Origin of the sequence: Anabaena sp. FACHB-595 (assembly GCF_048568275.1) — a bacterium.
Classification (GTDB): Bacteria; Cyanobacteriota; Cyanobacteriia; order Cyanobacteriales; family Nostocaceae; genus Trichormus.
This window is the reverse complement of sequence record NZ_CP183473.1, coordinates 5870269-5894191: the sequence shown is the minus strand read 5'-3', so window position 1 is coordinate 5894191 and position 23923 is coordinate 5870269. Positions and strand designations below refer to the sequence as shown.

The 23923-nt window shown below is 41.2% G+C and carries 16 protein-coding genes; 10 read left to right on the top strand and 6 right to left on the bottom strand.

The features are described 5' to 3' along the window. Positions 1-190 precede the first annotated feature (190 nt). Positions 191-613, top strand: coding sequence for a ketosteroid isomerase family protein (locus tag ACN222_RS24665; RefSeq protein ID WP_010999066.1), 423 nt, complete (start codon positions 191-193; stop codon positions 611-613). A 15-nt stretch (positions 614-628) separates the two neighbouring features. On the opposite strand, the gene ACN222_RS24660 is transcribed toward ACN222_RS24665, so the two are convergent. From ACN222_RS24660 to ACN222_RS24650, 3 genes are all read right to left on the bottom strand, one after another. Next, entirely contained in the window at positions 629-1069 is a 441-nt protein-coding gene (locus tag ACN222_RS24660; protein WP_010999065.1) for a hypothetical protein, read from the bottom strand. A 245-nt stretch (positions 1070-1314) separates the two neighbouring features. Then, positions 1315-2454 carry an AI-2E family transporter gene (locus tag ACN222_RS24655; RefSeq protein ID WP_010999064.1) on the bottom strand — a complete coding sequence of 380 codons (1140 nt, stop codon included), beginning with the start codon at positions 2452-2454 and terminating at the stop codon, positions 1315-1317. Positions 2455-2535: 81 nt separating this feature from the next. Beyond that, a complete protein-coding gene (locus ACN222_RS24650) occupies positions 2536-2727 on the bottom strand; it encodes a hypothetical protein (protein ID WP_084789121.1) in 192 nt (63 codons plus the stop codon). Positions 2728-2907: 180 nt separating this feature from the next. Here ACN222_RS24650 and ftsH point away from each other — a divergent pair, with 180 nt between their 5' ends. Both ftsH and ACN222_RS24640 read left to right on the top strand, forming a co-directional pair. Beyond that, entirely contained in the window at positions 2908-4845 is a 1938-nt protein-coding gene (gene ftsH / locus ACN222_RS24645) for an ATP-dependent zinc metalloprotease FtsH (RefSeq protein ID WP_010999062.1), read from the top strand. Positions 4846-5796: 951 nt separating this feature from the next. After that, complete coding sequence (locus ACN222_RS24640; RefSeq protein WP_010999061.1) at positions 5797-7782, top strand: DUF4114 domain-containing protein; 1986 nt, start codon at positions 5797-5799, stop codon at positions 7780-7782. Between the two features lie 74 nt (positions 7783-7856). On the opposite strand, the gene ACN222_RS24635 is transcribed toward ACN222_RS24640, so the two are convergent. Next, entirely contained in the window at positions 7857-9074 is a 1218-nt protein-coding gene (locus tag ACN222_RS24635) for a M20 family metallopeptidase (RefSeq protein ID WP_010999060.1), read from the bottom strand. 205 nt (positions 9075-9279) lie between these two features. On the opposite strand from ACN222_RS24635, the gene ACN222_RS24630 reads away from it, so the two are divergent. Beyond that, entirely contained in the window at positions 9280-10686 is a 1407-nt protein-coding gene (locus ACN222_RS24630) for a glycosyltransferase (protein WP_010999059.1), read from the top strand. A 112-nt stretch (positions 10687-10798) separates the two neighbouring features. Here the strand turns inward: ACN222_RS24630 and ACN222_RS24625 are convergent, their stop codons facing one another. Next, on the bottom strand, positions 10799-12766 hold the full coding sequence (locus tag ACN222_RS24625; protein WP_010999058.1) for a DNA polymerase III subunit gamma/tau: 1968 nt from the start codon (positions 12764-12766) through the stop codon (positions 10799-10801). Between the two features lie 277 nt (positions 12767-13043). Here ACN222_RS24625 and ACN222_RS24620 point away from each other — a divergent pair, with 277 nt between their 5' ends. After that, positions 13044-13721, top strand: coding sequence for a hypothetical protein (locus tag ACN222_RS24620; protein ID WP_010999057.1), 678 nt, complete (start codon positions 13044-13046; stop codon positions 13719-13721). 325 nt (positions 13722-14046) lie between these two features. Here the strand turns inward: ACN222_RS24620 and ACN222_RS24615 are convergent, their stop codons facing one another. Beyond that, complete coding sequence (locus ACN222_RS24615; RefSeq protein WP_010999056.1) at positions 14047-14466, bottom strand: DUF3775 domain-containing protein; 420 nt, start codon at positions 14464-14466, stop codon at positions 14047-14049. A 290-nt stretch (positions 14467-14756) separates the two neighbouring features. Here ACN222_RS24615 and ACN222_RS24610 point away from each other — a divergent pair, with 290 nt between their 5' ends. From ACN222_RS24610 to ACN222_RS24590, 5 genes are all read left to right on the top strand, one after another. Beyond that, the gene (locus ACN222_RS24610; protein WP_010999055.1) at positions 14757-17069 is read left to right on the top strand and encodes an NACHT domain-containing protein; all 2313 of its coding nucleotides are present in this window, start codon (positions 14757-14759) and stop codon (positions 17067-17069) included. 297 nt (positions 17070-17366) lie between these two features. Then, a complete protein-coding gene (locus tag ACN222_RS24605; RefSeq protein ID WP_044522391.1) occupies positions 17367-17894 on the top strand; it encodes a response regulator in 528 nt (175 codons plus the stop codon). Further along, positions 17887-18360 carry a response regulator gene (locus tag ACN222_RS24600; protein WP_010999053.1) on the top strand — a complete coding sequence of 158 codons (474 nt, stop codon included), beginning with the start codon at positions 17887-17889 and terminating at the stop codon, positions 18358-18360. Before ACN222_RS24605 ends, ACN222_RS24600 begins: the two co-directional genes overlap by 8 nt. Before the next feature lie 373 nt (positions 18361-18733). Beyond that, a complete protein-coding gene (locus ACN222_RS24595; RefSeq protein ID WP_010999052.1) occupies positions 18734-22555 on the top strand; it encodes a CHAT domain-containing protein in 3822 nt (1273 codons plus the stop codon). Positions 22556-22838: 283 nt separating this feature from the next. Next, complete coding sequence (locus tag ACN222_RS24590) at positions 22839-23861, top strand: helix-turn-helix transcriptional regulator (RefSeq protein ID WP_190449741.1); 1023 nt, start codon at positions 22839-22841, stop codon at positions 23859-23861. Positions 23862-23923: the final 62 nt, after the last annotated feature.

Sequence of the window (23923 nt, the reverse complement as noted above, 5' to 3'; positions counted from 1 at the left end):
TGTCATACCAGATTTAGTTCCTAGATATTTATTTAGGAACTAAATCTTACTTAAGTAAGAGTGTCTGTTATGGGTAATACATCCCGATAGCAGCTTTTTTTATATTTACTTTTACATTTAAATTCAGGTTTGTAGTCAAGAAATTAGTTTTGACGACCTGAAACTTTATAGTTTACATACGGGAAATTTTATGAAAGCTGCTGAGTCTCTCCCTAATATCCAGATAAAAAGTATTGCAGGAATCACAGAGCCAACGATCTTACAATATTTTGCTACCCTCAACGCTGGAGAATTTGCAGCCACCGCCGCGTTATTTGCTGTTGATGGCGTAATGTATCCACCGTTTGAATCTGGTATTGTGGGGCCAGATGCGATCGCTGCCTACTTACAACAAGAAGCGCAAGGTATCAAAGCTGAACCTCAGCAGGGACTGGCTGAAACCTCAGAAGACGGACACACTCAAGTACAAGTTTCTGGTAAAGCCCAAACTTCTTGGTGTGGTGTAAATGTCTTATGGCTATTTACTCTTAACCAAGAAAAACAGATCATCCACACCCAAATTAAACTCTTAGCTTCTCCCCAAGAGTTACTGGCTTTGCGTCGTGAACAGTAGTCTTGATTAATTACTTTAACTTTGGGTGACAGTTGCGGCTTGTAGAGAACGTAGCAGCATTTTTCTTCCCAATTCAACATCTGATGGCGCACATTGCCAATCGGGGTGCGCTGTCATCAATAAGCTATCCAAAGTCTCTTGATCAAACAAATGCCAAACAGGAGCATTGTTGATTGTAGCTTCTATGGCATAGCAGTTAATTCCAACACAGTGAAGGGTGCAAGCGCTGGCAATTCTCACCAAAGTCATTTTGTCCCCTGGTTGCAAAGCGCGAAACTCCCGGATAGCTTGTCTCAGTTCACTCATCGTAGAAACCATTAACCCAGGCAAAGCTACGGTGAGATTTTTATCTCCATTTACCATAACCCAGTAATGCCGACTGGGGTCTATTCCCTCTAACCAAGGTGATTCATCATCAAGGCGATAGCGTGGTGATAAACAAAACAAAGCTTCCATTGGTATCGGTGAGTTACGACTTTGGTTTTACTTAAAAGGATTTCCCACTACTCTGCATAACACTAAGAATACAAACGTGGCTTTATGCTTTAAATATCTAATAAGTTCTACCTATAAATCAAATAAATTTAGCAAAAGTTATTAACTTACTTAATGTTCCGTAATGTTTGGACGATTAGGAGATAGAACAAAGCGATCGCCTATCATAAAACTAATAAGCGATCGCTTCATATTAGCTGAACTAACTAATCTTCCTGAGACACAGTGTCATCAGTAGGTTTATTAGCTTGCTTATCATCTGACCAATGATCATCTCCTTCAGAATAGTGAGAAACCATGACTAACTCAGACTCTTGTGAGTGGTCATGTCCCCATTCATCTAAAACATCTTTGATTAAGACTTCTTGCACCCAGATTTTGGCGACAACAGTTAGGGGTAATGCTAAGAATAAGCCTAAAAAGCCAAAGAAGGTGACAAAAAATAGCTGGGAAATTAAGGTCACAGCTGGAAGTAATGAGACTTGTTGCGCCATGACTATTGGCGTGATAAAGTTGCTCTCAGCTTGTTGGATAATGAAGTAAAGAATCAAGACCGCAACAACTTTCCACGGACTATCTAAAAGTGCGATCGCCATTGCTGGGACAACACTTAAGGTAGGGCCTAGATTGGGAATCAGATTCAAAAATCCGGCTAAAACGCCTAAAGCTAAGGCTGCTTTTACACCTAAGATTGACAAGCCAACGACACTCATCAGTCCGACTACACCCATCGCAATCACCGCACCTGTTACCCATCCCTCCAAAGAGACTTCGCACTGATCTAAAATTCCATCTACCCGGCGGCGATAAAAGGAAGGGAACAGCCGCACAAATACTTTGCGGTAAGCGATGGGGTCAGCTAGCAACATTCCTGTTAAAACTAGCACTAGCAAGACCTTGAGAACTACTTCCAGTGAGCCGGAAACAATGGCAAAAGAACTCCCCAAGACCCTATTAATAAATGGTTGTGCTTGTTGGATCAGACTATTCAGATCAGGAATGTAAGGGACTAACTGGGCTGGGATGCGCGTTCTCAGTTCGTTAATCCAGGCATTGAAGCGCTCAAATCCTTGGGGAACTCGATAGGTAAGTTCATTAAACTGCTCGGCAAAAGGTGGGACAATCAGCCAGAAAAAACCGACGACAACAGCGAAGAATATAGCCACAGCCAGCATCACCGCCCATCCCCGTTTCATCCCAGAACGTTGGAAGCGTTTGGCCAGCCGATTTAAAGTAGTGGCTAAGACAACTGCGGCAAACATTAGTAGAAGTACTTCCTTAATTTGCCACAATATATATAGAGAAAGAATTAAGGCGATTAAGCCGATCCATTGACCAAGGTTCACAGGCTGACTCCCAGCTGTAGATGTGATGCAAATTACACACAATCCCAGGCTGATTTTAGCAATTGAGCCTGGATTATTTAGTTAACTTTGTTTTTGTGTTTGGAATCGCCAGAAAAGAGCGATCGCCAAAATTATAGTCGGTGACAAAACTAAAATTAGAGCATTGGTTACTGTTGCCGGAATCGGCCACATCGGCGCTACATATTTAATTGAAATTGATATCAAAGCTGAGATTATCAGCAACTTGAGAATAAAACTTAGCTGATTTTCCATATAAGTACGGCAATACACATTTTCAGGCGGGTATCCACTAATTTAAGCGACCCTATCAAATCTTTACAATAGACCTAAGAGTACACAAAAGTTTACCAATATTAGGAACTGGGAAGACGCAGGGAAGCAAAGACAACTGACAACTGACCAATGACTAATTTAAATTGAGGTTACATCAAAATGCCTGTTGAAACTGATAAAAAAAATTCCATTAAACCACCAAGGTTACGGCAATTTGGCGGCAGTTTCCTAATTCTGCTAACTTTGCTGTTATTGCTTAACTTTATTGTTCCCAGTTTTTCTGGCCCTCGCTTGCCACAGGTTCCTTATAGTGAATTTATCGCTCAAGTACAAGCTGGTAAAGTAGACAAGGCGATTGTGGGGGGCGATCGCATTCAATACTCGATCAAAACTCAAACCCCCGATGGTAAAGTCGTTGACCAAGTATTTGCTACCACACCAGTAGCTATTGATTTGGACTTACCAAAGATTCTCCGCAACAATAATGTCGAGTTTGCCGCACCACCACCAGACCAAAACGCCTGGATTGGAACCCTACTAAGTTGGGTAGCACCACCATTAATTTTCTTTGGGATTTGGGCGTTTTTAATTAATCGTCAAGGTGCTGGCCCGGCTGCATTGACAGTTGGGAAAAGCAAAGCCCGGATTTACTCAGAAGGTAGCACAGGGGTGAAATTTCTCGATGTGGCTGGGGTCGATGAAGCCAAGGCGGAATTAGAAGAAATTGTTGATTTCTTGAAGAATGCGACTAAGTACACAAATTTAGGTGCGAAAATTCCTAAAGGTGTTTTGTTAGTCGGCCCTCCGGGGACTGGTAAAACATTATTAGCGAAGGCGATCGCTGGTGAAGCTGGTGTACCATTCTTCAGTATCTCTGGTTCAGAATTTATCGAGTTGTTTGTTGGTGTCGGTGCGGCGCGTGTCCGTGACTTATTTGAGCAAGCCAAAAAACAGGCTCCCTGCATCGTCTTCATCGATGAGTTAGACGCATTAGGTAAATCTCGCGGTGGTGCTGGTGGCTTTGTTGGTGGTAACGACGAACGCGAACAAACCCTCAACCAGTTGCTCACAGAAATGGATGGCTTTGATGCTAATACAGGTGTAATTATCATCGCCGCTACCAACCGTCCCGAAGTTCTAGACCCTGCTTTGCGCCGTCCTGGTCGCTTTGACCGTCAAGTCGTGGTTGATCGCCCTGATAAAATTGGTCGAGAAGCAATTCTCAAAGTCCACGCCAGAAATGTGAAATTAGCTGATGATGTCGATTTAGGTAACATCGCTATCAAAACTCCTGGTTTTGCCGGTGCAGATTTAGCTAACCTCGTCAATGAAGCAGCACTGTTAGCCGCAAGGCAAAATCGCCAAGCTGTTGTGATGGCTGATTTCAACGAAGCTATTGAAAGGTTAGTGGCTGGCTTAGAAAAACGTTCTCGTGTCTTGAATGAAACCGAGAAGAAGACTGTCGCCTATCACGAAGTTGGTCACGCAATTATCGGCGCATTAATGCCCGGTGCTGGTAGAGTTGAGAAAATCTCTGTTGTTCCTCGCGGTGTTGGCGCTTTGGGTTATACAATTCAAATGCCTGAAGAAGACCGCTTTTTGATGATTGAAGATGAAATTCGCGGTCGAATTGCTACTCTGTTGGGTGGACGTTCGGCGGAAGAAACAGTCTTTGGTAAAGTCTCCACTGGTGCAAGTGATGATATTCAAAAAGCCACGGACTTAGCAGAACGCTACGTCACTTTATATGGAATGAGTGACAAATTAGGGCCAGTAGCTTTTGAGAAGATTCAACAACAATTCCTCGAAGGTTACAGTAATCCTCGCCGTTCCATCAGCCCAAAAGTGGCTGAGGAAATCGACCGCGAAGTGAAACAGATTGTGGATAATGCTCACCACATCGCCTTGAGTATCCTGCAAAATAACCGTGACTTGTTGGAAGAAACTGCACAAGAACTTTTGCAAACAGAAATTCTCGAAGGTACTGCACTTAGGGAACGCCTCAGCCAAGCTCAAGCACCAGAAGAACTGCAAGAATGGTTACGGACAGGTAAGATATCGGAAGATAAACCCCTAATGCAAACACTTCTAGTCTAAGAGGTTGTTTTAAAAGTAGTTAGCTGTGATTTTAACCACTCATCGATCCACCTAAGAAAACTTTCTGTTTTCTTTCTCCCTTCTCGTAGTTGCGCCTCCATTGGAGACTCACGTTAATTCAATCAATCATAATCAGTTGCTGAATACATAGAAGAAATCGTTAATTAATTATCTTCTATGTATTCAGTAATTGTCTTTCTATGGTAACTATTGATGGAAATAGATATTTTACAAAAACACCGTATATGTAATATAAGTAGAGCAGCGTAGATAATTAAAAGTTTGTAGTAAGAACTTTATTTCTCTCTGCGAGACGCTCCGCGAACAAAACAAGACTAAAGTCCTTACCACTAACTCAATCCTATTGTTTTTATATTATTTAACATAGTTGTTTTTTTCAAGTCGTTCTACTTAAGCCTCACCAAAAATTCTTTAATGAAACCTCACAGATAATATCGAGATTTCTATAAAATCTTCATTGAAGACATAAATACCAAAAGTTGGTAAAGAATAAACTGAGAGATAGCTTGCCCCATAAAGGCGCAGTGGCTCCCCTACGTGTATTTCAGAAATAGAGTATGAATCCTATAGTAGAATTACGTTCAGCAATTAAATAACTTAAGTTTTACCTAGCCTAATTTATTCTTATAAATACTTAGAAACATATAAATCATTCAATTAATCTCGCCTAATGCTGTGTGTTATCACTTGATTTCTTGTTTTTATTAAGCCTAAAAATGACCATAATCCCTTAAATAAGATATATTTTGCCAATCCAATACTGGATTCTTAAAGAGTGAAAGAAAATACCTGTAAAACCTAGTTACTCAGACAGAAGTTGAGTTACAAATTGATTAAGCGAAACATTTTTGAACTGAATAATACTTCTAAACGCAGAGGTTAATTATTTGTTCACTTAACAAAAATATCTGTATTTTAGGCTGATCAATCATGAATCTTGTAACTCAAAAAGCCATTTTGGGATTAATTACCACTGCTGCATTAACTGGTACACTCGCCTCTATAAAACCAGCAACTGCCACCACTCAAACTACAACTTCTGCCAATGTAAAACCTATTCAAGTAGCTATTAAAGAGGCTCCTGAGGCTATAAAAAAAGCTCAGGAGGCCGCTGATGCACTCAAAAAAGCAGAAGATGATCTCAGTGGTATTATACGATCCACAAACAGAGCAAAAAGTGACGCGAATAGTCGCCTGAATAGAGCCGAACAAGATTTTACCCAAGCGGATGCAGGTTTCCAAACAGCTCAAACAGCATTAAATACTGCAACCAATAATCGCAATAATGCTCAAAACGCATTAAATACTGCAACCAATAATCGCAATAATGCTCAAAACGCATTAAATACTGCAACTAATAATCGCGATAATGCTCAAAACGCACTAAATACCGCAACCAATAATCGCAATAATGCTCAAAACGCACTAAATACCGCAACCAATAATCGCAATAATGCTCAAAACGCACTAAATACCGCAACCAATAATCGCAATAATGCTCAAAACGCACTAAATACCGCAACCAATAATCGCAATAATGCTCAAAACGCACTAAATACCGCAACCAATAATCGCAATAATGCTCAAGCAGAGGTTGACACTGCTACCAGAAATCTAGCTCAAGCTCGAAGAGGAAATTCACAAAAAGCCATTCAAAATGCTATTAACGCTCTAAATCAAGCTAATACTAGATTAAATACAGCCAATACTGCATTGAACACCGCAACCAACAACTTTAATACGGCCAATACTGCATTTAACACTGCAAACAACAACTTTAGTACAGCCAATACTGCATTTAACACCGCAACCAACAACTTTAGTACAGCCAATACTGCATTGAACACCGCAACCAACAACTTTAATACAGCTATAGCTGAACTTGATCAAGCCAATACTAGATTAAATACAGCTAGAAATGATTTCAACACAGCTAACAGCAACTTTAGTAGAACTGGGAATGAGTTGAATACAGCTACGAATAACTTCAATACAGCAAATAATACCTTTAATACAGCAACTACCAATTTCAATAACGCGAGTAGCAGACGCAACACGGCTGAACAAGCCAGAAATCAGGTTAGAGAGGAAACTAGATTAACCATCGAGAACGCTGACAGCATGGTTAGAGATGCTCAAGGCTTGAGAGACCAGGCTAAGTTAGAAGCTGATAACGCTGCTAAGATTTCCCAAGAAGCACAGGAAGCGTCTAAAAAAGCTAATGATTGGAGTACATTAACAAGAAACACAATTCAAGATAGATCACAAGACCAAAATTTCCAGTCTTTGCTTCCCCAGTTTCAAGCATTGGTGCAACGAGAGGGTGTAGAAATTCCCGCAGAACAAATTCAAGCCCAAAAACTAGACTTTTCACAGTTGTTTTTAAAAAATACTCACAATGTGCGAGTTTGGTTTCTCAACGAAGGTGCTGGCTACAGAAACCAATTGGCTTATGAAGCTGTTAAAGGTAATCAGTACAACAATGGAATGATTTTTGAAGACGTTTCTTGTCTAAGTACGCGAAATAAATGCGCCTCAGGTAATTCCGATGGTGTTCTAGATATTGGTGACTTTGTAGACCTGGGTACAATCAGAGGTGGTACACAACTCAACTTCTTACTCAAGGGAGATGGATATAATAACCCTAATGGGCATATCTATGGTGCCGATTCATCACTCAACCCAGATGGCATACAACACATAATGGCTTGGACAGTCGGTGATTATTTAATGATGGGTTTTGAAGATTTATTTAACGGTGGGGACAAAGATTATAATGATGTGATGATTGTTGTTGATTTCGGTAAGAATAATTTCACAACAAGACGAGTACCAGAACCTTCGGCTACATCTGTGATCATGGCTTTAGGGACAGTTGGTATGTTCAAGGTACGTTCCCGTCGCAAAAACAAATAGGTTTGGCAGAGTTCAAAGAATAATTTTTGATGACGAGCGGCAAGTGAGTTAAAACTCTAGCTTGTTGCTTATTTTTATTCATTAAAAAACTTCTCCACACACCGGACAAATATTTCTACACCCATTGCCAAAGCAGTTTCATCAAAATCGAATCGGGGGTGATGGTGGGGATAGGCTAAATCTTTGTCTGGGTTAGCCGAACCGAGGAAGAAATAACAACCAGGAACCTCTTGCAAGAAGAAAGACATATCCTCACCCCCCATAGTTTGACATTCCGGCACGATACCAATGGGAGTTTCGATCAATTCTTCAGCTTGCGATCGCACTAATTCCGCTACGGTAGCATCATTAATGACTGGGGGATACAATTCAGTATATTTGAAGTCATATTTTGCGCCATGACTTTGACAAATACCAGCAATCACTTGCTCAATTCTTTGCGGAAAAAAACCTTGAAACGTAGGATTAAAATACCTGACAGTTCCTTTCATGGTGGCTGTATCGGCAATTACGTTATGTGCTGTTCCCGCATGGAGTGCGCCGACCGTCACTACTGCTGAATCAATGGGGTTGACATTACGCGCGATTATTGTTTGTAGCGCGGTGACAATTTGCGCCGCCACCACCACAGAATCTATAGTTTGATGGGGGATTGCACCATGTCCACCTTTGCCGAAAATTGTGCAGTCAAATAATTCTACCGCCGCCATCAATGCGCCACTGCGGACACCTACAGTTCCCAAAGGCAAATTATTCCACAGGTGCAACCCAATAATGGCATCAACATCAGGATTTTTCAGTACCCCGGCTTCAATCATGGGCTTGGCGCCCCCTGGGCCTTCCTCCGCAGGTTGGAAGATAATTTTTACAGTCCCAGCAAAATTTTGACGATGCTGTTGTAAATAATAAGCTGTGCCGAGTGCGATCGCTGTATGTCCATCATGTCCACAAGCGTGCATCACACCATCATGCTGTGAACAATAAGGTACTTCGTTGAGTTCTTGAATTGGCAAAGCATCCATATCTGCTCGAATTGCCAAGACTTTAGCGCTGGGTTTTTCGCCTTTGATGGTAGCCACTATTCCAGTTTGAGCAATATTTGTTTGATGCTCAATTCCCCATGCTTGTAACTTACTTGAGACAAAGGCAGCCGTGAGTTTTTCTTGAAAACTTAGCTCTGGTTTTTGATGCAGTTGTCGTCGCCATTCAACCAACTGGGGTTGCAATGAACGGATTGCTAACCGCACACGGGATAAGTCAACTGACGCGGGATTGGGAAAGGTGGAAACCATTACGGCTTAGGTAGATAAGGTGGGTGATTTTCCCAGTCTATCGTTATCTTAATAGTTATGGAAAAGGCACAAGCAGGGGGAACAGGATATACTGACCACTGACCCACGACTAACGAATGATAGTGATAAAGGAAGTTACTACTAAGAAATATTAAAATCTCGGTTAAAATAGGGCAGCATTAGCTTTTTTTGGATCAAGTAACTTATGCCAGCGAATTCCTGGCCCGACAACGATTCCTACAAAGAGCTTGATCCACTCAATTCCTTGTTGTCTGACGTATCAACAACAGAGGAATCAGTAGTGGAAACACGGGATTTGTCTCTACCATCCCGGTTTCAAGGACGTAGAGGGAAAGCTGCTCTAGTTTTAACAATCGTCTGGAGTGGCACGATCGCTCTACATTTGGTTTCCTGGGGTTCTATTTTTATACTAGGGTTGACTACCGTTTTAGGTATTCATGCTTTAGGAGTAGTTTTTGCTCGACCCCGCCACTATCAAAAAGAGATTCAGGGTAGTTTACCTTTTGTATCTATATTGGTAGCCGCGAAAAATGAGGAAGCTGTCATTGCTAAATTAGCGAAAAATCTTTGTAATCTGGAATATCCCAACGGGCAATACGAAGTTTGGATAATTGATGATAATAGTACCGATAAAACACCCCATATCCTAGCAGAACTGGCAAAAGAGTACGACAAACTAAAAGTCCTCAGACGTTCAGCCCAAGCTACTGGTGGTAAATCAGGGGCGTTAAATCAGGTTTTACCATTAACTCAAGGTGAAATCATCGCCGTGTTTGATGCTGATGCTCAAGTGGCATCAGATATGCTACTCCATGTAGTACCTTTGTTTCAACGGGAAAAGGTGGGGGCGGTGCAGGTGCGAAAAGCGATCGCCAACGCCAAAGAAAATTTTTGGACAAAGGGGCAAATGGCGGAAATGTCGCTGGATATTTGGTTCCAGCAACAGCGTACAGCCCTGGGAGGAATCGGTGAACTGCGAGGGAATGGTCAATTTGTGCGCCGCCAAGCCTTGGACAGCTGCGGCGGTTGGAATGAAGAAACAATCACTGATGATTTGGATCTAACTTTCCGCCTGCATCTTGACAAATGGGATATTGAATGCTTGTTCTATCCAGCCGTACAGGAAGAAGGCGTAACAACGGCGATCGCTCTTTGGCATCAGCGCAATCGCTGGGCGGAAGGTGGCTATCAGCGCTATTTGGACTATTGGGATTTGATTCTCAAAAACCGCATGGGTACGCGGAAAACTTGGGATATGTTGATGTTCATGCTGACAATGTATATCTTGCCAACAGCAGCAATTCCCGATTTATTAATGGCTCTCACCCGTCATCGTCCGCCAATGCTAGGCCCAGTAACAGGCTTGTCTGTCACGATGTCTGTCGTCGGAATGTTTGCTGGTTTACGGCGCATACGACAAGAACAAAAGTTTCAAGTTCATACCCCCTTTGTTTTGTTACTACAAACAATGCGCGGCACATTATATATGCTGCACTGGTTAGTAGTCATGAGCAGCACCACAGCGCGGATGTCATTCCGACCCAAGCGCTTGAAGTGGGTAAAAACTGTGCATACAGGGACTGGCGAATAGTCCCTACGGGAAATTCAAAATGCAAAATGCAAAATTCAGTTTGGATTTTGCATTTTTTTTGTTAGTTGTCCATAGTCAATTTTCTGTCCCCCTACCCCCTGCTTCCCCTGCCTTATTCATCGTCTAAATCTGATTCCTCTGCCCATTCAGATGTAGCCATTTCTGATAATCCTTCGCCATCGTCGGTAAATCGGATGATTTGCCCATCAAAGAATTTTGCTAGACGTTGGGCAGCGATCGCCACTTCATCGGTTTCCCACTCAAGTAGAGGTGCTTTGTTCTCTGTTGGGGGTGGTGTTTTTGCCCCTCCTGTACTTGGGGAGACGGGTGTAGTTTTTGGATTTGGGGCGGGTGCGGTAGGCTGTGGGGGAGGTGTAGTTGGCTTTTGGTTGCTGTAGGTTGGTGATGGTGGCTGTTGTACGGTGGCAGTACCGTTATGACCATTACCGTTACCGTTGCTGTTACCATTACCATTACCATTGGCTGGCGCTACTTTCCTGACTGTAGAGGTGTTTGATGGGTTACCTCTTTCTAAAGTTACCTGAATTTCACGATTAAAGGTCTGTTGGAAAGCTGCCGTAATCATAGGTAAGTCTGACTTAACTTTGTCATACCACGCAGCTTTGACACCAATACGAGCCACAGCACCTGCAAAATCGATGAGGTAACACATTTGACCCAGTAAGGCGCGTCTGGGGATTTGCTGAATATTACTGAGTACTTGCTGCCAAATTTGAGCAAAGTCATCTTCTGAGGGACTGGGGATTGGGGACTGGGAAGCAGGGGAAGATGTAGCTTTAACTTCCTCTAGGGTAGGGGATGGAATAGATGGGGGTGTGTCGAGGGTTTCTTGGTGGGTGGTGGCTTGTGGGGGTGGAGGCGGAGGTGGGGGTTGTGGAGATGGGTTTTGTGGGGACGCTTTTGGGGAAACTTGCTGTGGTGCTGGGCGCTGGTTGCTTGGTGTCAGGGCTATCGCTGCGGGTTGAATATTGGCGCTTGGTAATAATCCTAGTAATGTCACCTCTAACCATAAACGTGGTTGAGTGGTGTGTTTAATTTGTAGTTCTGCTTCTTGTAAATGTTTCTGCCCTAGCAAGATTGTACTTATGGGCAAAGATTGGGCGGATTCAACTAGTGCTTTCCATGTTTGCTGAGTACAAGCGACTAAATTATGACGATTGGGTGCGGTTTTGGCTATGAGTAAATCGCGGTAGAAGGCGGCTAGGTTTTGCAGAATGGTTAAGGGTTCTCGACCACGATCTAAGATTTGCCTGGTAGAGTCTAATACTAATTCTGGGTTATCTTGGGCGATCGCTGCCAATAAAACTAACAAATCTTGTTCGCTGACTGAACCGACTAAATCCCATACTTGCTCTGGTGTGACTTCGTTGGGTAATAAGGCTAATTGGTCGAGTAAACTTTCCGCATCTCGTAATCCACCTTGGGATAACTGAGCTACTAAGGTAACTGCTTCTAGGGAAATATTAATATTTTCTTTTGAGGCGATCGCACTTAAGTGCTTCACCATCGCCTCTAGTTGAATGCGCCGAAAATCAAATCTTTGACAACGAGAAATAATTGTAGGTAACACTCGTTGGGGATCGGTTGTCGCTAAAACAAAAACTACGTGTCTCGGTGGTTCTTCTAATGTTTTCAGTAGCGCATTGAATGCCGCACTACTGAGCATATGACATTCGTCGATTACATACACTTTATACCGACACTGCACAGGGGCGAATTGGGCTTTTTCAATTAATTCGCGGATATTATCTACACCAGTGTTACTGGCGGCATCAATTTCGATTACGTCCAGGGAGTAGCCTTTGGTGATTCCCTGACAAACATCACAAACGCCACAAGGTTCAGCCGTGGGTTTGTCACTGTTGAGACAGTTGAGGGATTTAGCCAGAATCCGGGCGCTGGAGGTTTTACCTGTACCTCTGGGGCCAGTAAATAGATACGCTGGGGCTATTTTAGCTGTACGGATAGCATTTGTGAGTGTGGTAGCGATCGCCTCTTGCCCCACTAGTTCAGCAAAATTCTTTGGACGATACTTGTGGTGCAGGGGTACGTAAGACATGGGTGAAAAAAGTCAATACCTTCTAGGGTTGATTTGCTAAGTTGTTGTGCTTTAAATTTACTTACACCCAATCATGAGAATTTTTGCCCCCAAAGAGTCTGACCATTTTGAATCGTGAATGAAGTTAAACCATTTTAAACTTTGCCACTCATCTTGTGAGCTGTGGCATACCCTAGAAGAGACTGTGAAATTCACTTACATATATTTACTTGGCTAAGGCAATAGTGCGCTTTGCACCCGCTTTAGGCGGCTACAATCTTAGGGGACACAATAGTAAATGGTACAGCAAATGCTCAGGCGGCTAGTCCAATGGCTTAAAAGCTTTTTTCAAGGCTTGTTTGGTGGGGGTAGGAAACAGACTGCGGTGAAAACTAGTCCTAACGTGACAAAACAACCAGCTCCACCCCTGGGTGATACAGATTTAGAATTTCTGTTCACTGAACTTCTCGAAGGAGTGCATCAGGCGCGGGGCCAGGCTTGGGCTGTAAAGTGGCTGCAAAAAATTGAGCATCGTGTGACAACTGCACAATGGGTAGAGTGGTTAAGGCGTTTTGGCGAAAAATTACTAGCATCCTCCTCACCAAATAATGAATTAGCAGCTCGATTAGTCCAACTGGGAGAATTGGGCGTTGGGGAACTGGGAGATGTTGCCTACGATATTGGGATGCAGGTCTTGAGCCGCAATCAAGGCGAACCAATTTGGGAATATGATGGCCCAGATGGTGATAGTACTGATGTATTATATCCAGAGGAAACTATTTCCGCAACTGAGGAAAACCCAGAAGGAGAATATCAAACGGTTACTCTTGAACAGTTATTTGAGATGCTGCAAGAGGATGAAAACTTACGCCAACAGATTGCAGAACAGCTAGCGATTGAAACAGATGATCCCCAAGTTATTGTAGAAGCACTGATGAATCAATATTATGCGGCTAGTCAGCAAGCTACAGAATGAATTGGGGAAAAGGGTATAGGGGTGTAAGGGTTTCAATCATTTATACCCCTACACCCTTTTCCAAACCCTTGATCTTTCGTTTTCATGCGTAAGTCCTATAAATAAAAGCCACCAAATTAAAAATTCGGTGGTGAACTTAAACCCGCCTTTCTCAAAAGCTTCAGGCGTTTGATGGAGCAGAGGAACAAAGGGAAAAAACCTGTACAAAAACTCTCCACTCCACAAGCGCTCAATTGCAGTTTGTAGTGAAAAATCCCGGTTAAACGCTTGCTTTCTCTAGTCGCAGCATTACACCACAGCCTTCCTCCTACCTTTCTGGATAAATTTAATTGTTCCAGAGGTGATGATTTATTTTTTCTAGCCCGGAGCGAAGATACTTTGCTAGGAAAGATTTTTCGATAATATAGCTTGTTGCATAGTTGTCAGGTATGAGATGTACTGCTTGTGCAATTAAATTTTGAAAGTCTTCTGGTTGTTTGCAGGAAGCATATTGACCAAGCCATATCAGAGCTATCACTTGACCTTTTTCTTCTGGAGAAAATCCGTCTATATATTTATGTAGTACTCTAGCTGATGTTCTTCCAGTTGTTTCAAATTCTTCTAAATAATTAGACAATTTGTCTATAAAAGTTTCTGGAATATTTACTTCCCCAGATGGTTGATCTGATTGCTTTGAATAATAAATTAGTTCAGTCAACTCAATGATTTTATTTACTTTATTAAGTAATAAAAAATTTATATTCATCTTCAAACTCAAGTCTTAATGAAGAAGGACAAATATAGAGAAGCTTTTAGTCTGTACTTCATAGAGCATGACAGATGAATGTTTGAGATTATGTATTGTTAAAAGTTTGAAATGTATAAAATTAATGTATAACGTTTGAATTTGTCACAAAAGTTAAAAATTTTTAAAGGAATTCTGATACTTTTGTATGATTTTAAGTGAGTAGAATGGTAGAAACACAGAAAAAAATGTAAGGTTGTATATATTAATAAAAGTTTAAGTTTGTAATTTGAGGAGCAGGGTTTTGCCTTATGGTCAAGCGATCGCTCCAAGCATCACAGTTAGGAATACAACAGGCAAAAACAGCGTTTGCGCGTAAGGGGTGGACTCAAGAAAATTTAGCCATTGAAGTCAACTTAAAAACTCGACAGCCAATTTGGCGATTTTTTAGTGGTCGTCCAGTTGAACGTCTGACCTTTATTGAAATTTGTTCGGTTTTAGAATTGAATTGGCGGGAGATTGCTGCTAACCCACCAGCAGAATTTGGCGAACGAGAGGAAATAGCCCAGCCCTCTGTCTTGGATATCGATAGATTAGTGCAGCAAGTGCGATCGCAACGCTTTGACAAGATTCAATACCAGTGTGGTATTTTGCAATTATTGGACATCAGCCATCCTGTGGCGATCGATGACATATATATAGATGTGAATATTTTGGAGTTAATTGCTAGTCAACAGTATTTAGAAATTACTGATTTGCAGAACCTCGACCCCAAAGAATTTGATCGCTTTGGCTTAGGTGAAGTATCCCAAAAACAAATACCCAGTATGCAGGCGGTTGAAACATACTCCAAGCTCAGGGTACTAGGTAAACCGGGGGTAGGTAAAACTACTTTTTTACAACATCTCGCCATTCAGTCTAACCAAAATACATTTGCAGCTCATCAGGTGCCAATCTTCATCACACTGAGGAATTTTGCGGAAGAATCTAAAGTCACCCACGAGTTCAGCCTATTAAACTATATCCGCCAGGAGTTTATCACATCGGGAATTTCCGATCCCACAGTTATAGAAACCTTGCTGAATGCAGGTAGAGTGTTACTTTTGCTTGATGGCATGGATGAAGTCCTCAACCAACAAAGCAATGCTGTCTTAAGTGAAATTCGGCGATTTTCCGATAAATATCACAAAAATCAGTTTGTCGCAACTTGTCGAACAGCCTCTCAAAAACTTGTACTCAGAGGCTTTACCGATGTTGAAATTGCCCCATTTACCTTAGAACAAATCATCGCCTTCGCTCAAAAATGGTTTGTCGCCTTTACCAAGACTAATACTGAAGATGGTCAGGCACAATCTGTTGAGTTTATCGAGAAACTAGAGTTAGATGAAAACTGGCAATTTCGCCAACTCGTTGTTACACCCCTGTTTCTGCATCTTGCCTGCTGGGTGTTTCATAGTCAAGAAAAATTCCCCATTAAACGCACGGACTTTTATAAGCAAGGTTTAGACCTGCTGTTGGGTAAATGGGATGAAGCCAGGGGTATAGAACGGGATGAAGTTTACCGAGGGTTTTTGTTACCACAAAAGCTCAAGTTATTGAGTCAAATTGCCGCCGCGACATTTGAGAAAGGTCAATACTTTTTTGAACAACGTGTTGTTGAGCAATACATTGCTGACTATATTCAGAATCTCAGTCATTTACCGATGGATGGAGAGGAACTGCAAATAGAAAGCGAAGCAGCGCTCAAAGCAATCGAAGCTCAACATGGGTTACTAGCAGAAAGAGCTAGGGGAATTTTCTCTTTTTCTTATCTGGCGTTTCAAGAATATTTTACGGCTAGAAAAATAGTTGCTAGTCATAACCTACAAGCTTTAGAGCAAGCCTTAGGAGGATTGGTTAGTCATATCACCGACCCCCACTGGCGCGAAATCTTTTTGTTGACAGCTACCATGCTCCGGAGTGCAGACGGCTTGGTACAGTTGATGAAGCAACAGATTGATGCACTAGTCGCCCAAGACCCTTATCTACAAGAGTTTTTGACTTGGGCTAGCCAAAAATCTCGTACTATTCCCACTCAAACCAAAGATGCGACAGTTCGCGCTTTTTACCTGGCCTTGAGTCGGACTCCTCATATATCTTCTCACTTTGCCCTAGCCAGCAGCCTCGACCAAGGGATGTTTTTGGATGCAGCATTAGATGACCTGCTGTTAGAGTGTGCAATTGATGGGAACCAGGACTTTGCCCACTTCCACACCTGTGGAGATGCGCTCTCGAACATTTTGGGTATTGTTCTAGATGTTGGACTTCATAAATCCCTGGAAAAACTTGCTGAACAGTTGCCGAATTCTCGTCAAAATCAACAACGGTTTCGGCTATGGTTGCAGACTAGTTATTCAGCCTGGGCTGAACAATTAAAGATCACGATTACTAATTATCGCAATATTAATCATCAGTGGCAATTTAGCCCAGAGCAGCAGCAAGTACTACAGCGCTATTACGATGCCAATCAATTACTACTCGATTGTCTGCATAGCAACTGTGAAGTGACTGCTGCTATCAGACAGGAAATTGAAGCCACCTTATTATTGCCTCAAAAAGAACTTGAGGATAGGGAATGGCAATAGGGAACATAAAGAACTTCGTGAACGCTCAGTCAAAGGCTGAAGCTCATGGGCAACGGGTGTTATCTATCTGGAAGTACTAAAAATACACATGAGTTTGAATAAGTTTTGTGTTGTAGTTAATCAACTAATTCACGAAATCAAACAGTACCAAATCATAGTACAAGAAGTAGATATTTCCTCTGCATGATTCAAGTGATATTTACTACTTTTGATTTCGCCACCTACTGATTTACCACCTTTGTGATTACGTTTTTTTATTTCCTTTGGCTAGTGGAAATCCTAATTGCAGGTTTTGTTATGAATCCAAATACTGCTTCTACTTTTAATGTTGGGATACTCAAAGGTGTGCAGATACTCATTGTAGATAATGATATTGATAGTGGAGTGCTATATACGCTTTTGCTCAAAGATGTTGGGGCAACTGTAATCACAACAAATTCTATTAAGGAAGCATTAAAAATCTTGATTCGCTTTGTCCCTCACATTGTCATTTGTGAAATCAGATTCTTAGGTGAAAGCATTTACATTTTACTAAATAAATTGATGGCAATGGAAGCAGGTAGTAGGAATCATATTCCCATTATTGTAACTTCAACCTGTATCAAAGGGACTATTGAGGAAATTCCAGAGATAGAGTTTGAAGGATATTTAATCAAACCTATTGACCTAGATAAATTAATTGTCCTGATACAGAATTTATTACCATTTGGTAGTAATCATTTATTTACTGACGTACTACAACACTCATTTATTAATGACATGGTAGTAGCAGATAGCTCATTAACAGGAATGCAAATCTCATCTTTGAACAAAGATCATGAATAACATACTTGTGTCAAATTGCCCTAAGAATACGCATTTTATAGACGATATTAGAGACTTAAATGTTTTCAAAGAATTAACAATTTTGATGGTGGATGATGATGAGAATATGCGGTTTTTAATTGCTGAGATTTTTGAAATCTATGGAACTAAGGTGATGACAGCAACTAATCCCTTAGAAGCATTTGAGTTAATTAGAAAAATCAAACTTGATCTGTTGATTAGCGACATTAATATGCCAGAAAGAAATGGCTATTGGTTAATCCAACAAGTCAGAACGCTGACAGATTCAAAAAATAGAGAAATTCCGGCGATCGCTTTTACTGGGGATGCTGGACTTAACATACAGAAAAAGGCTATTGCTGCTGGATTTCAAACGTGTATCTGCAAGACTTCAACCATAGAGCAATTAGTCACAGAAATAACAAAACTGCTGAAGCCTAGCTGGAAATTAAGGCGTGAGGAATAACGAGAAAAATCTTGATTCCCACAATAATTATTTACACCGACCTACCTATGTGTATTGCCAACCGTATCATGGTTACTGTAGAGACAATAGACCGACATTAACGGGTGTTGCTTACCAGCAAATGACTGCGAATATCGGCAAATGCGGACAAAAACCATTGGCAGAGGTAGGGAAACATTGTTAAGAATATTTAATATTAATTCTCAAACATAGGATTTGTAGGGGCGTACAGCTAGCTGTACGCCCCTTCTACACATAAATATGAAAAACTCTATTAATTTTAGTGGATTTCACGTAAATCATGAATTATCATGAGTTGTTCAACACAGCGATCGCTACAATCTAGGGTAAATAAAATTTAAGAGTATGGCAAATGCTCACTCGGCTATTTCAGTGGCTTAAAACTTTTGACAAACACCCTGTTGATGATCCACAAACTGATTATTTCCAGGGTGTCAAGGAACAGGTGGCAGAAGAACCACCTGAGCTAACTAATGGGGATCTAGAACTGTTGTTTAATCAGTTGCTGCAAGGTGTGAATCAAGGGCGGGGGCAGCAGTGGGCGATTAGGTATTTGCAACGGATGGAAGACCGCATTAGTGTTGAGCGCTGGATAGATTGGTTGTTGGTATTTGGGGAAAAATTACTGATGTCACCTGCACCAAATCATCATTTAGGTAAACAAATGGTGACTTTGGGTGAACTGGGGATTGGCAAGGTGGGAGAGCTTTCTTATGATATTGGCATCCGTTTACTAGACAGGGAATTCATAGAAATAAATGACGTGAATGAGGAGACAAAAGCACCATCAACTACAGTTCCCGAAACTAGCGATAATCTTCCAGATTCGCCAGGACAGGAATTAATCCGCCATCTCGGAGATTTATTATGGGAGTCAAGGGAAGCAGAAACGGCTACTACCCAAGCAAAATTAGAGATTGTTGATGAAGATACAATCACAAGCTTGCAAGAACTGAGTTGGGAATATCACGCAGTCCCCACTGCCTCAGTCGATGAAGATACAATCGAAAATTTGCAGGAATTGAATTGGGAATATCACATAGCTCCCACTGAATTAGTGGATGACAACATCATCGAAAATCCACCAGAACTTAGCTGGCAAGAGCAAACAGCCCCAACTGATGTAGTTGATGCCACTACAAACTTACAAGAACTAAGTTGGGAATATCAACAAGCAGAATTTACAGCACCACCTTTACTGATGCCGGCCCAAGAAGATGTCATCAGTAACTTAAGCGAACTGGTATTAGATTATCGAGAACAAAACTCAGCAGCCATAGTCTCAACCCAAAGTAATTGGGATGAGTCTTTAGTCAATTTAGACCCCAATGTTGCTTACACTTTGGATGAGTTAATGGTGCGGTTGGATCAAAGTGCCAATTTAGTCCAACAATTGGCGGCAAATTTGACCGTGCAGACTAACCAGCAGCCACCAGCTATTATCAATGAACACTCAAATGCTTTTGTCAAGGCACAAGAATTATTTTACCAAGGGTTGCAGCAAGCTAAACAAGGTGATTTGTTAGGGGCGATCGCTAATTATGAGCAAGCCATTCAATTAAACCCCAGTTCCTATGAATACTGGTTTAATCGCGGTTTAACTTTATTCCATTTAGAAAGGTTTGTGGAAGCGATCGCCTCCTATGACCAAGCGATTGAAATTAAACCCGATTACTACAAGGCTTGGTATAACCGGGGTGGGACTTTGGGGCAGTTAGGACTGTATGAGGAAGCGGTGGCCTCACTCAAACAAGCGATTAGTATTCAGCCTGATATGCCAGGGGCTTGGTCTAGTAAAGGTTGGGCAGAATTGAAGTTGGGGCAAATTGGGGAAGCTATTGCGAGTTACGATGAAGCCCTACTTTTATCACCGGAAGACCAAGAAAATTGGTATTACCGAGGTATTGCCTTAGGTGTAGATGAACAATACGAAGCGGCCATAGATTCCTACGATAAAGCTTTAGAGATTCAACCAGATTTCCATGAGGTGTGGATTGACCGGGGTGTAGTTCTATTTAATTTAGGACAATGGTCGGAAGCGATCGCCTCATGGGATCAAGCTTTATCAATTCAGGCAGATTTTTACTTAGCTTGGTATAACCGGGGTGTAGCTTTAGAAAATTTAGGTCGTCGTGCAGAAGCGATCGCCTCTTATAAGCAAGCGATAGAAATTAAGCCAGATTTTCACCTCGCCTGGTACAACCAAGCTGTGGCGCTATTTTATTTAGAACGATTTTTAGAAGCGATCGTTTGTTATGACAATGCTTTGCAAATCAAGCTGGACTATTGGGAAGCTTGGATTGGTCGTGGGACGGCTATTGGTAATTTAAATGAGACAGACACACCACTAAATTTATTGACTACCATAGCTGCCGATAATTCCACCTTAAAGCAGGCTGGCTATGAAGGTAAATTAGCTAGTTATCAGGAAGGTTTAAAACATATTCGCCCAGACACCCACCCAGAAGGTTGGGGAAGATTACATCTGGCGATCGCTAATAGCTATTATGAACAAGGTAAAAAATATTCTACATCCCGTAACTATTGGCGCAAAGCTGTAACCGAGTACAATCAAGCCCTATTAACCCTCACAAGTGCAGGTTTTCCTCAGTTACATTTAGAAGTTCTCCAATCTCTTGTGAAAGCATTGCTAGGACTGGGACAAACAACACAAGCACAAGAATTTCAGCAACGCGGCTCAAGGTTATTACAACAATTCCTGAGTGAACCAACTCGCACCGCAGAAATTAAAAAACAACTGGCACTTAAATTTGCGGGGTTCGGACAATTAGCCGTTGACGTAGCTGTAGAATATGGTGATTTGGTAGAAGCTTGGGAAATAGCAGAACAGGGCAAAAATGCTTGTTTAACCTGGCTGTTATGTGGTTGGAACGCAGATATTCAAGCACTAAATTATCGTGCAGTTCAACAATTACTGAATCCCCACACCGCAATTATTTACTGGCATATTAGCCCAGTCGCCTTACACACCTTTATTATCAAAGACCAAGCCCCCTCACCAATTCTTGTTTTTACACCAGTCCAAGATTTAGGGGCAATTAACGCCACACCTCTGCAAGATTTACCTCTACCCGAAGCTACCAGACGACTAATTGCTTTTGAAAATTGGTTAGAAGATTGGCAGCAAAACTATCAAGATTATCATCAACAAGCCCAAGACCAACAAAGCAAAAGTAATCATCCTTGGCGGTTGGAGATGGAACACAAGCTATTGCAGCTAAAAGAGATTCTGGAAATTGACACCATTCAACAAGAACTGGAAGATATTACTCAACTAATTTTGGTTCCCCATCGTGATTTATTTAGAGTGCCTCTTCATTGCTTGTTTCAAATCTCTAACTCCCCAGAAACAATACCAATTGCAGATATCGCCTATCTTCCAAATATTCAAATAGCTTTATCAGGAAAACAAGCCAATATTGGCCAATTTGTCAATCAAACATTATTGAGTGTTGAATATCCTGATAATACAGCTTACCCGACCTTGAGATTTGCTAACCTGGAAGCCGAAGTTGTGAGCCAGATGTTTAACAATCGTCAACGGCTCCAAGGTGGAGAAGCTACTAAAAATAATTTTGAAGATGCCTTCTTTAGCAATTATAGTGTGTTGCATTTTGCAGGTCAGGCAATTAATAGGTTAACAGATCCGCAAAGATCAGAATTAGCCCTAGCAGGTGAAGATAAATTCACCTTGGCAGAAATCTGTGAAACAAATTTATCAACTTATAACTTAGTAACTCTCTCCACTTGTGAAACTGTAACTAACACTAACCAAGTAACTACCAGTGAATATGTAGATTTAGTCAGTGCATTTTTCTACAAAGGTGTTTCTCAAGTAGTTAGCACTCTCTGGACTGTAGAATCATCAGCCAGCGCTTTAGTCATCATTGAGTTTTACCGCCGACTACAGTTAGTAGAATCAGCAAGTACAGCTTTGGCTGAAGCTACAGGTTGGCTGAGAGAATTAACGGCATCGGAATTAACACAGTGGTATGAAGATTTACTCAACAACCTTGACCCGCAAGAGTTAAAGCTTAGAGCTTATTTAGCAACGCATTTGTATAGAATTAGCAAAATGCCTGCTGATAAAAATCTATATTCTCATCCTTATTATTGGGCAGCTTTTACAATTACTGGCAATCCTAATAAGTAGGTGGGTGTGAATATTTATCATTTGGATTAGGTTCCGTCGAACATCACGTTGCCTTAGCAGTAAAATCGTGTCCTTTAAAGTATATTTTATAGCATCTGGTCTACTTACCTGTTGCTTCTGTTGATTTACTAAGGTAATTAGCGTATATTTATTGATAATAATTACTATTTGTTTATCCAAGCTGTTACTAGTTTGGAAGAGCGTTTCGGCACAATGTTCTTGACCCAAGAATATCTGGCAATTCTAACTATCGTATCTGCTTAAAATTCCTAGATCATTAAAGATGTATATATTCACTGAAAAACAATATGACGAACTATGGGAAGAAAGTATCAAAACCAACGGCAAACTATTATTAAACCATGATGGCTTTGATGAAATTTACCAATTGGAAAATAAGTTTTTTAGTGAATTAACTTACACAGTTGAGCTACGTCCAGGATTGACATTAATTGTAGCCGATGCAAGACAGCATCAAAACTTAAAATATTGGAGTATTCACGCTCATCCTTACCCATTAATTTCTAAATTTCATCTCTCTGGTAATTGTCGGACAGTTACCCCAGTAATGAAAGAGATTCCTGATGATTATATTGAGCAGGTAGGCAAAAACTATTTATTTTACTTACCTAACGTAGATGAAATTCACGATTTTACAGCAGCAGAGACAATTCTATTTATCACCATCCAGATAGATATGGAAGTATTTAAAAATTTTAGTCAAGATTTTGCATCTTTACCTGCTCCTTTACAATCATTAATCAATAAAAATTATTTGCCAAGGTTTCATTACACTGTCGGAGAAATCACACCAGTGATGTTTATGGTATTGCAGCAACTCCTTAAACCTCCGTTTCAAGGAATGATGAAACGGATGTATTTAGAAAGTAAAGTTTTAGAATTATTAGCACTGCAATTAAGTCAGTTTTCCCATCACGAACCAGCGATGACAGCAGTGGCAAATTTACGACCTGTAGATATTGAAAAAGCCTACCATGCTAGAGATATTATCATGCGTCAGTCCGAAAATCCACCATCGTTGTTGGAGCTAGCGCAATTAGTTGGTTTAGGCGATCGCAAACTGCGTTACTGTTTTCGAGAAGTGTTTGGGACTACGGTATTTGGTTATTTACATGATTACCGTATGGAGCAAGCAAAAATGATGTTAGCTGGTAGTAAAATACAAGTTGCGGAAGTAGCGAATGCTGTCGGCTATTCACATTTAGGTTATTTTGCCAAGGCTTTTAAGCAGAAATTTGGAGTTTCACCTAAAGAATTTCAATTTGGCAAAAAACAATTGAGTTAATATCATCAAAATTTTAAAGTTTTTGTGACAAGCCGCTTCAGTGACAAAAAAATGCAGCTCTA

Coding starts and splice junctions, on each gene's coding strand:
- ACN222_RS24665 (WP_010999066.1), top strand. CDS start 191: ATGAAAGCTGCTGAGTCTCTCCCTAATATCCAGATAAAAAGTATTGCA.
- ACN222_RS24660 (WP_010999065.1), bottom strand. CDS start 1,069: ATGGAAGCTTTGTTTTGTTTATCACCACGCTATCGCCTTGATGATGAA.
- ACN222_RS24650 (WP_084789121.1), bottom strand. CDS start 2,727: ATGGAAAATCAGCTAAGTTTTATTCTCAAGTTGCTGATAATCTCAGCT.
- ftsH (WP_010999062.1), top strand. CDS start 2,908: ATGCCTGTTGAAACTGATAAAAAAAATTCCATTAAACCACCAAGGTTA.
- ACN222_RS24640 (WP_010999061.1), top strand. CDS start 5,797: ATGAATCTTGTAACTCAAAAAGCCATTTTGGGATTAATTACCACTGCT.
- ACN222_RS24635 (WP_010999060.1), bottom strand. CDS start 9,074: ATGGTTTCCACCTTTCCCAATCCCGCGTCAGTTGACTTATCCCGTGTG.
- ACN222_RS24630 (WP_010999059.1), top strand. CDS start 9,280: ATGCCAGCGAATTCCTGGCCCGACAACGATTCCTACAAAGAGCTTGAT.
- ACN222_RS24625 (WP_010999058.1), bottom strand. CDS start 12,766: ATGTCTTACGTACCCCTGCACCACAAGTATCGTCCAAAGAATTTTGCT.
- ACN222_RS24620 (WP_010999057.1), top strand. CDS start 13,044: ATGGTACAGCAAATGCTCAGGCGGCTAGTCCAATGGCTTAAAAGCTTT.
- ACN222_RS24615 (WP_010999056.1), bottom strand. CDS start 14,466: ATGAATATAAATTTTTTATTACTTAATAAAGTAAATAAAATCATTGAG.
- ACN222_RS24610 (WP_010999055.1), top strand. CDS start 14,757: ATGGTCAAGCGATCGCTCCAAGCATCACAGTTAGGAATACAACAGGCA.
- ACN222_RS24605 (WP_044522391.1), top strand. CDS start 17,367: ATGAATCCAAATACTGCTTCTACTTTTAATGTTGGGATACTCAAAGGT.
- ACN222_RS24600 (WP_010999053.1), top strand. CDS start 17,887: ATGAATAACATACTTGTGTCAAATTGCCCTAAGAATACGCATTTTATA.
- ACN222_RS24595 (WP_010999052.1), top strand. CDS start 18,734: ATGCTCACTCGGCTATTTCAGTGGCTTAAAACTTTTGACAAACACCCT.
- ACN222_RS24590 (WP_190449741.1), top strand. CDS start 22,839: ATGTATATATTCACTGAAAAACAATATGACGAACTATGGGAAGAAAGT.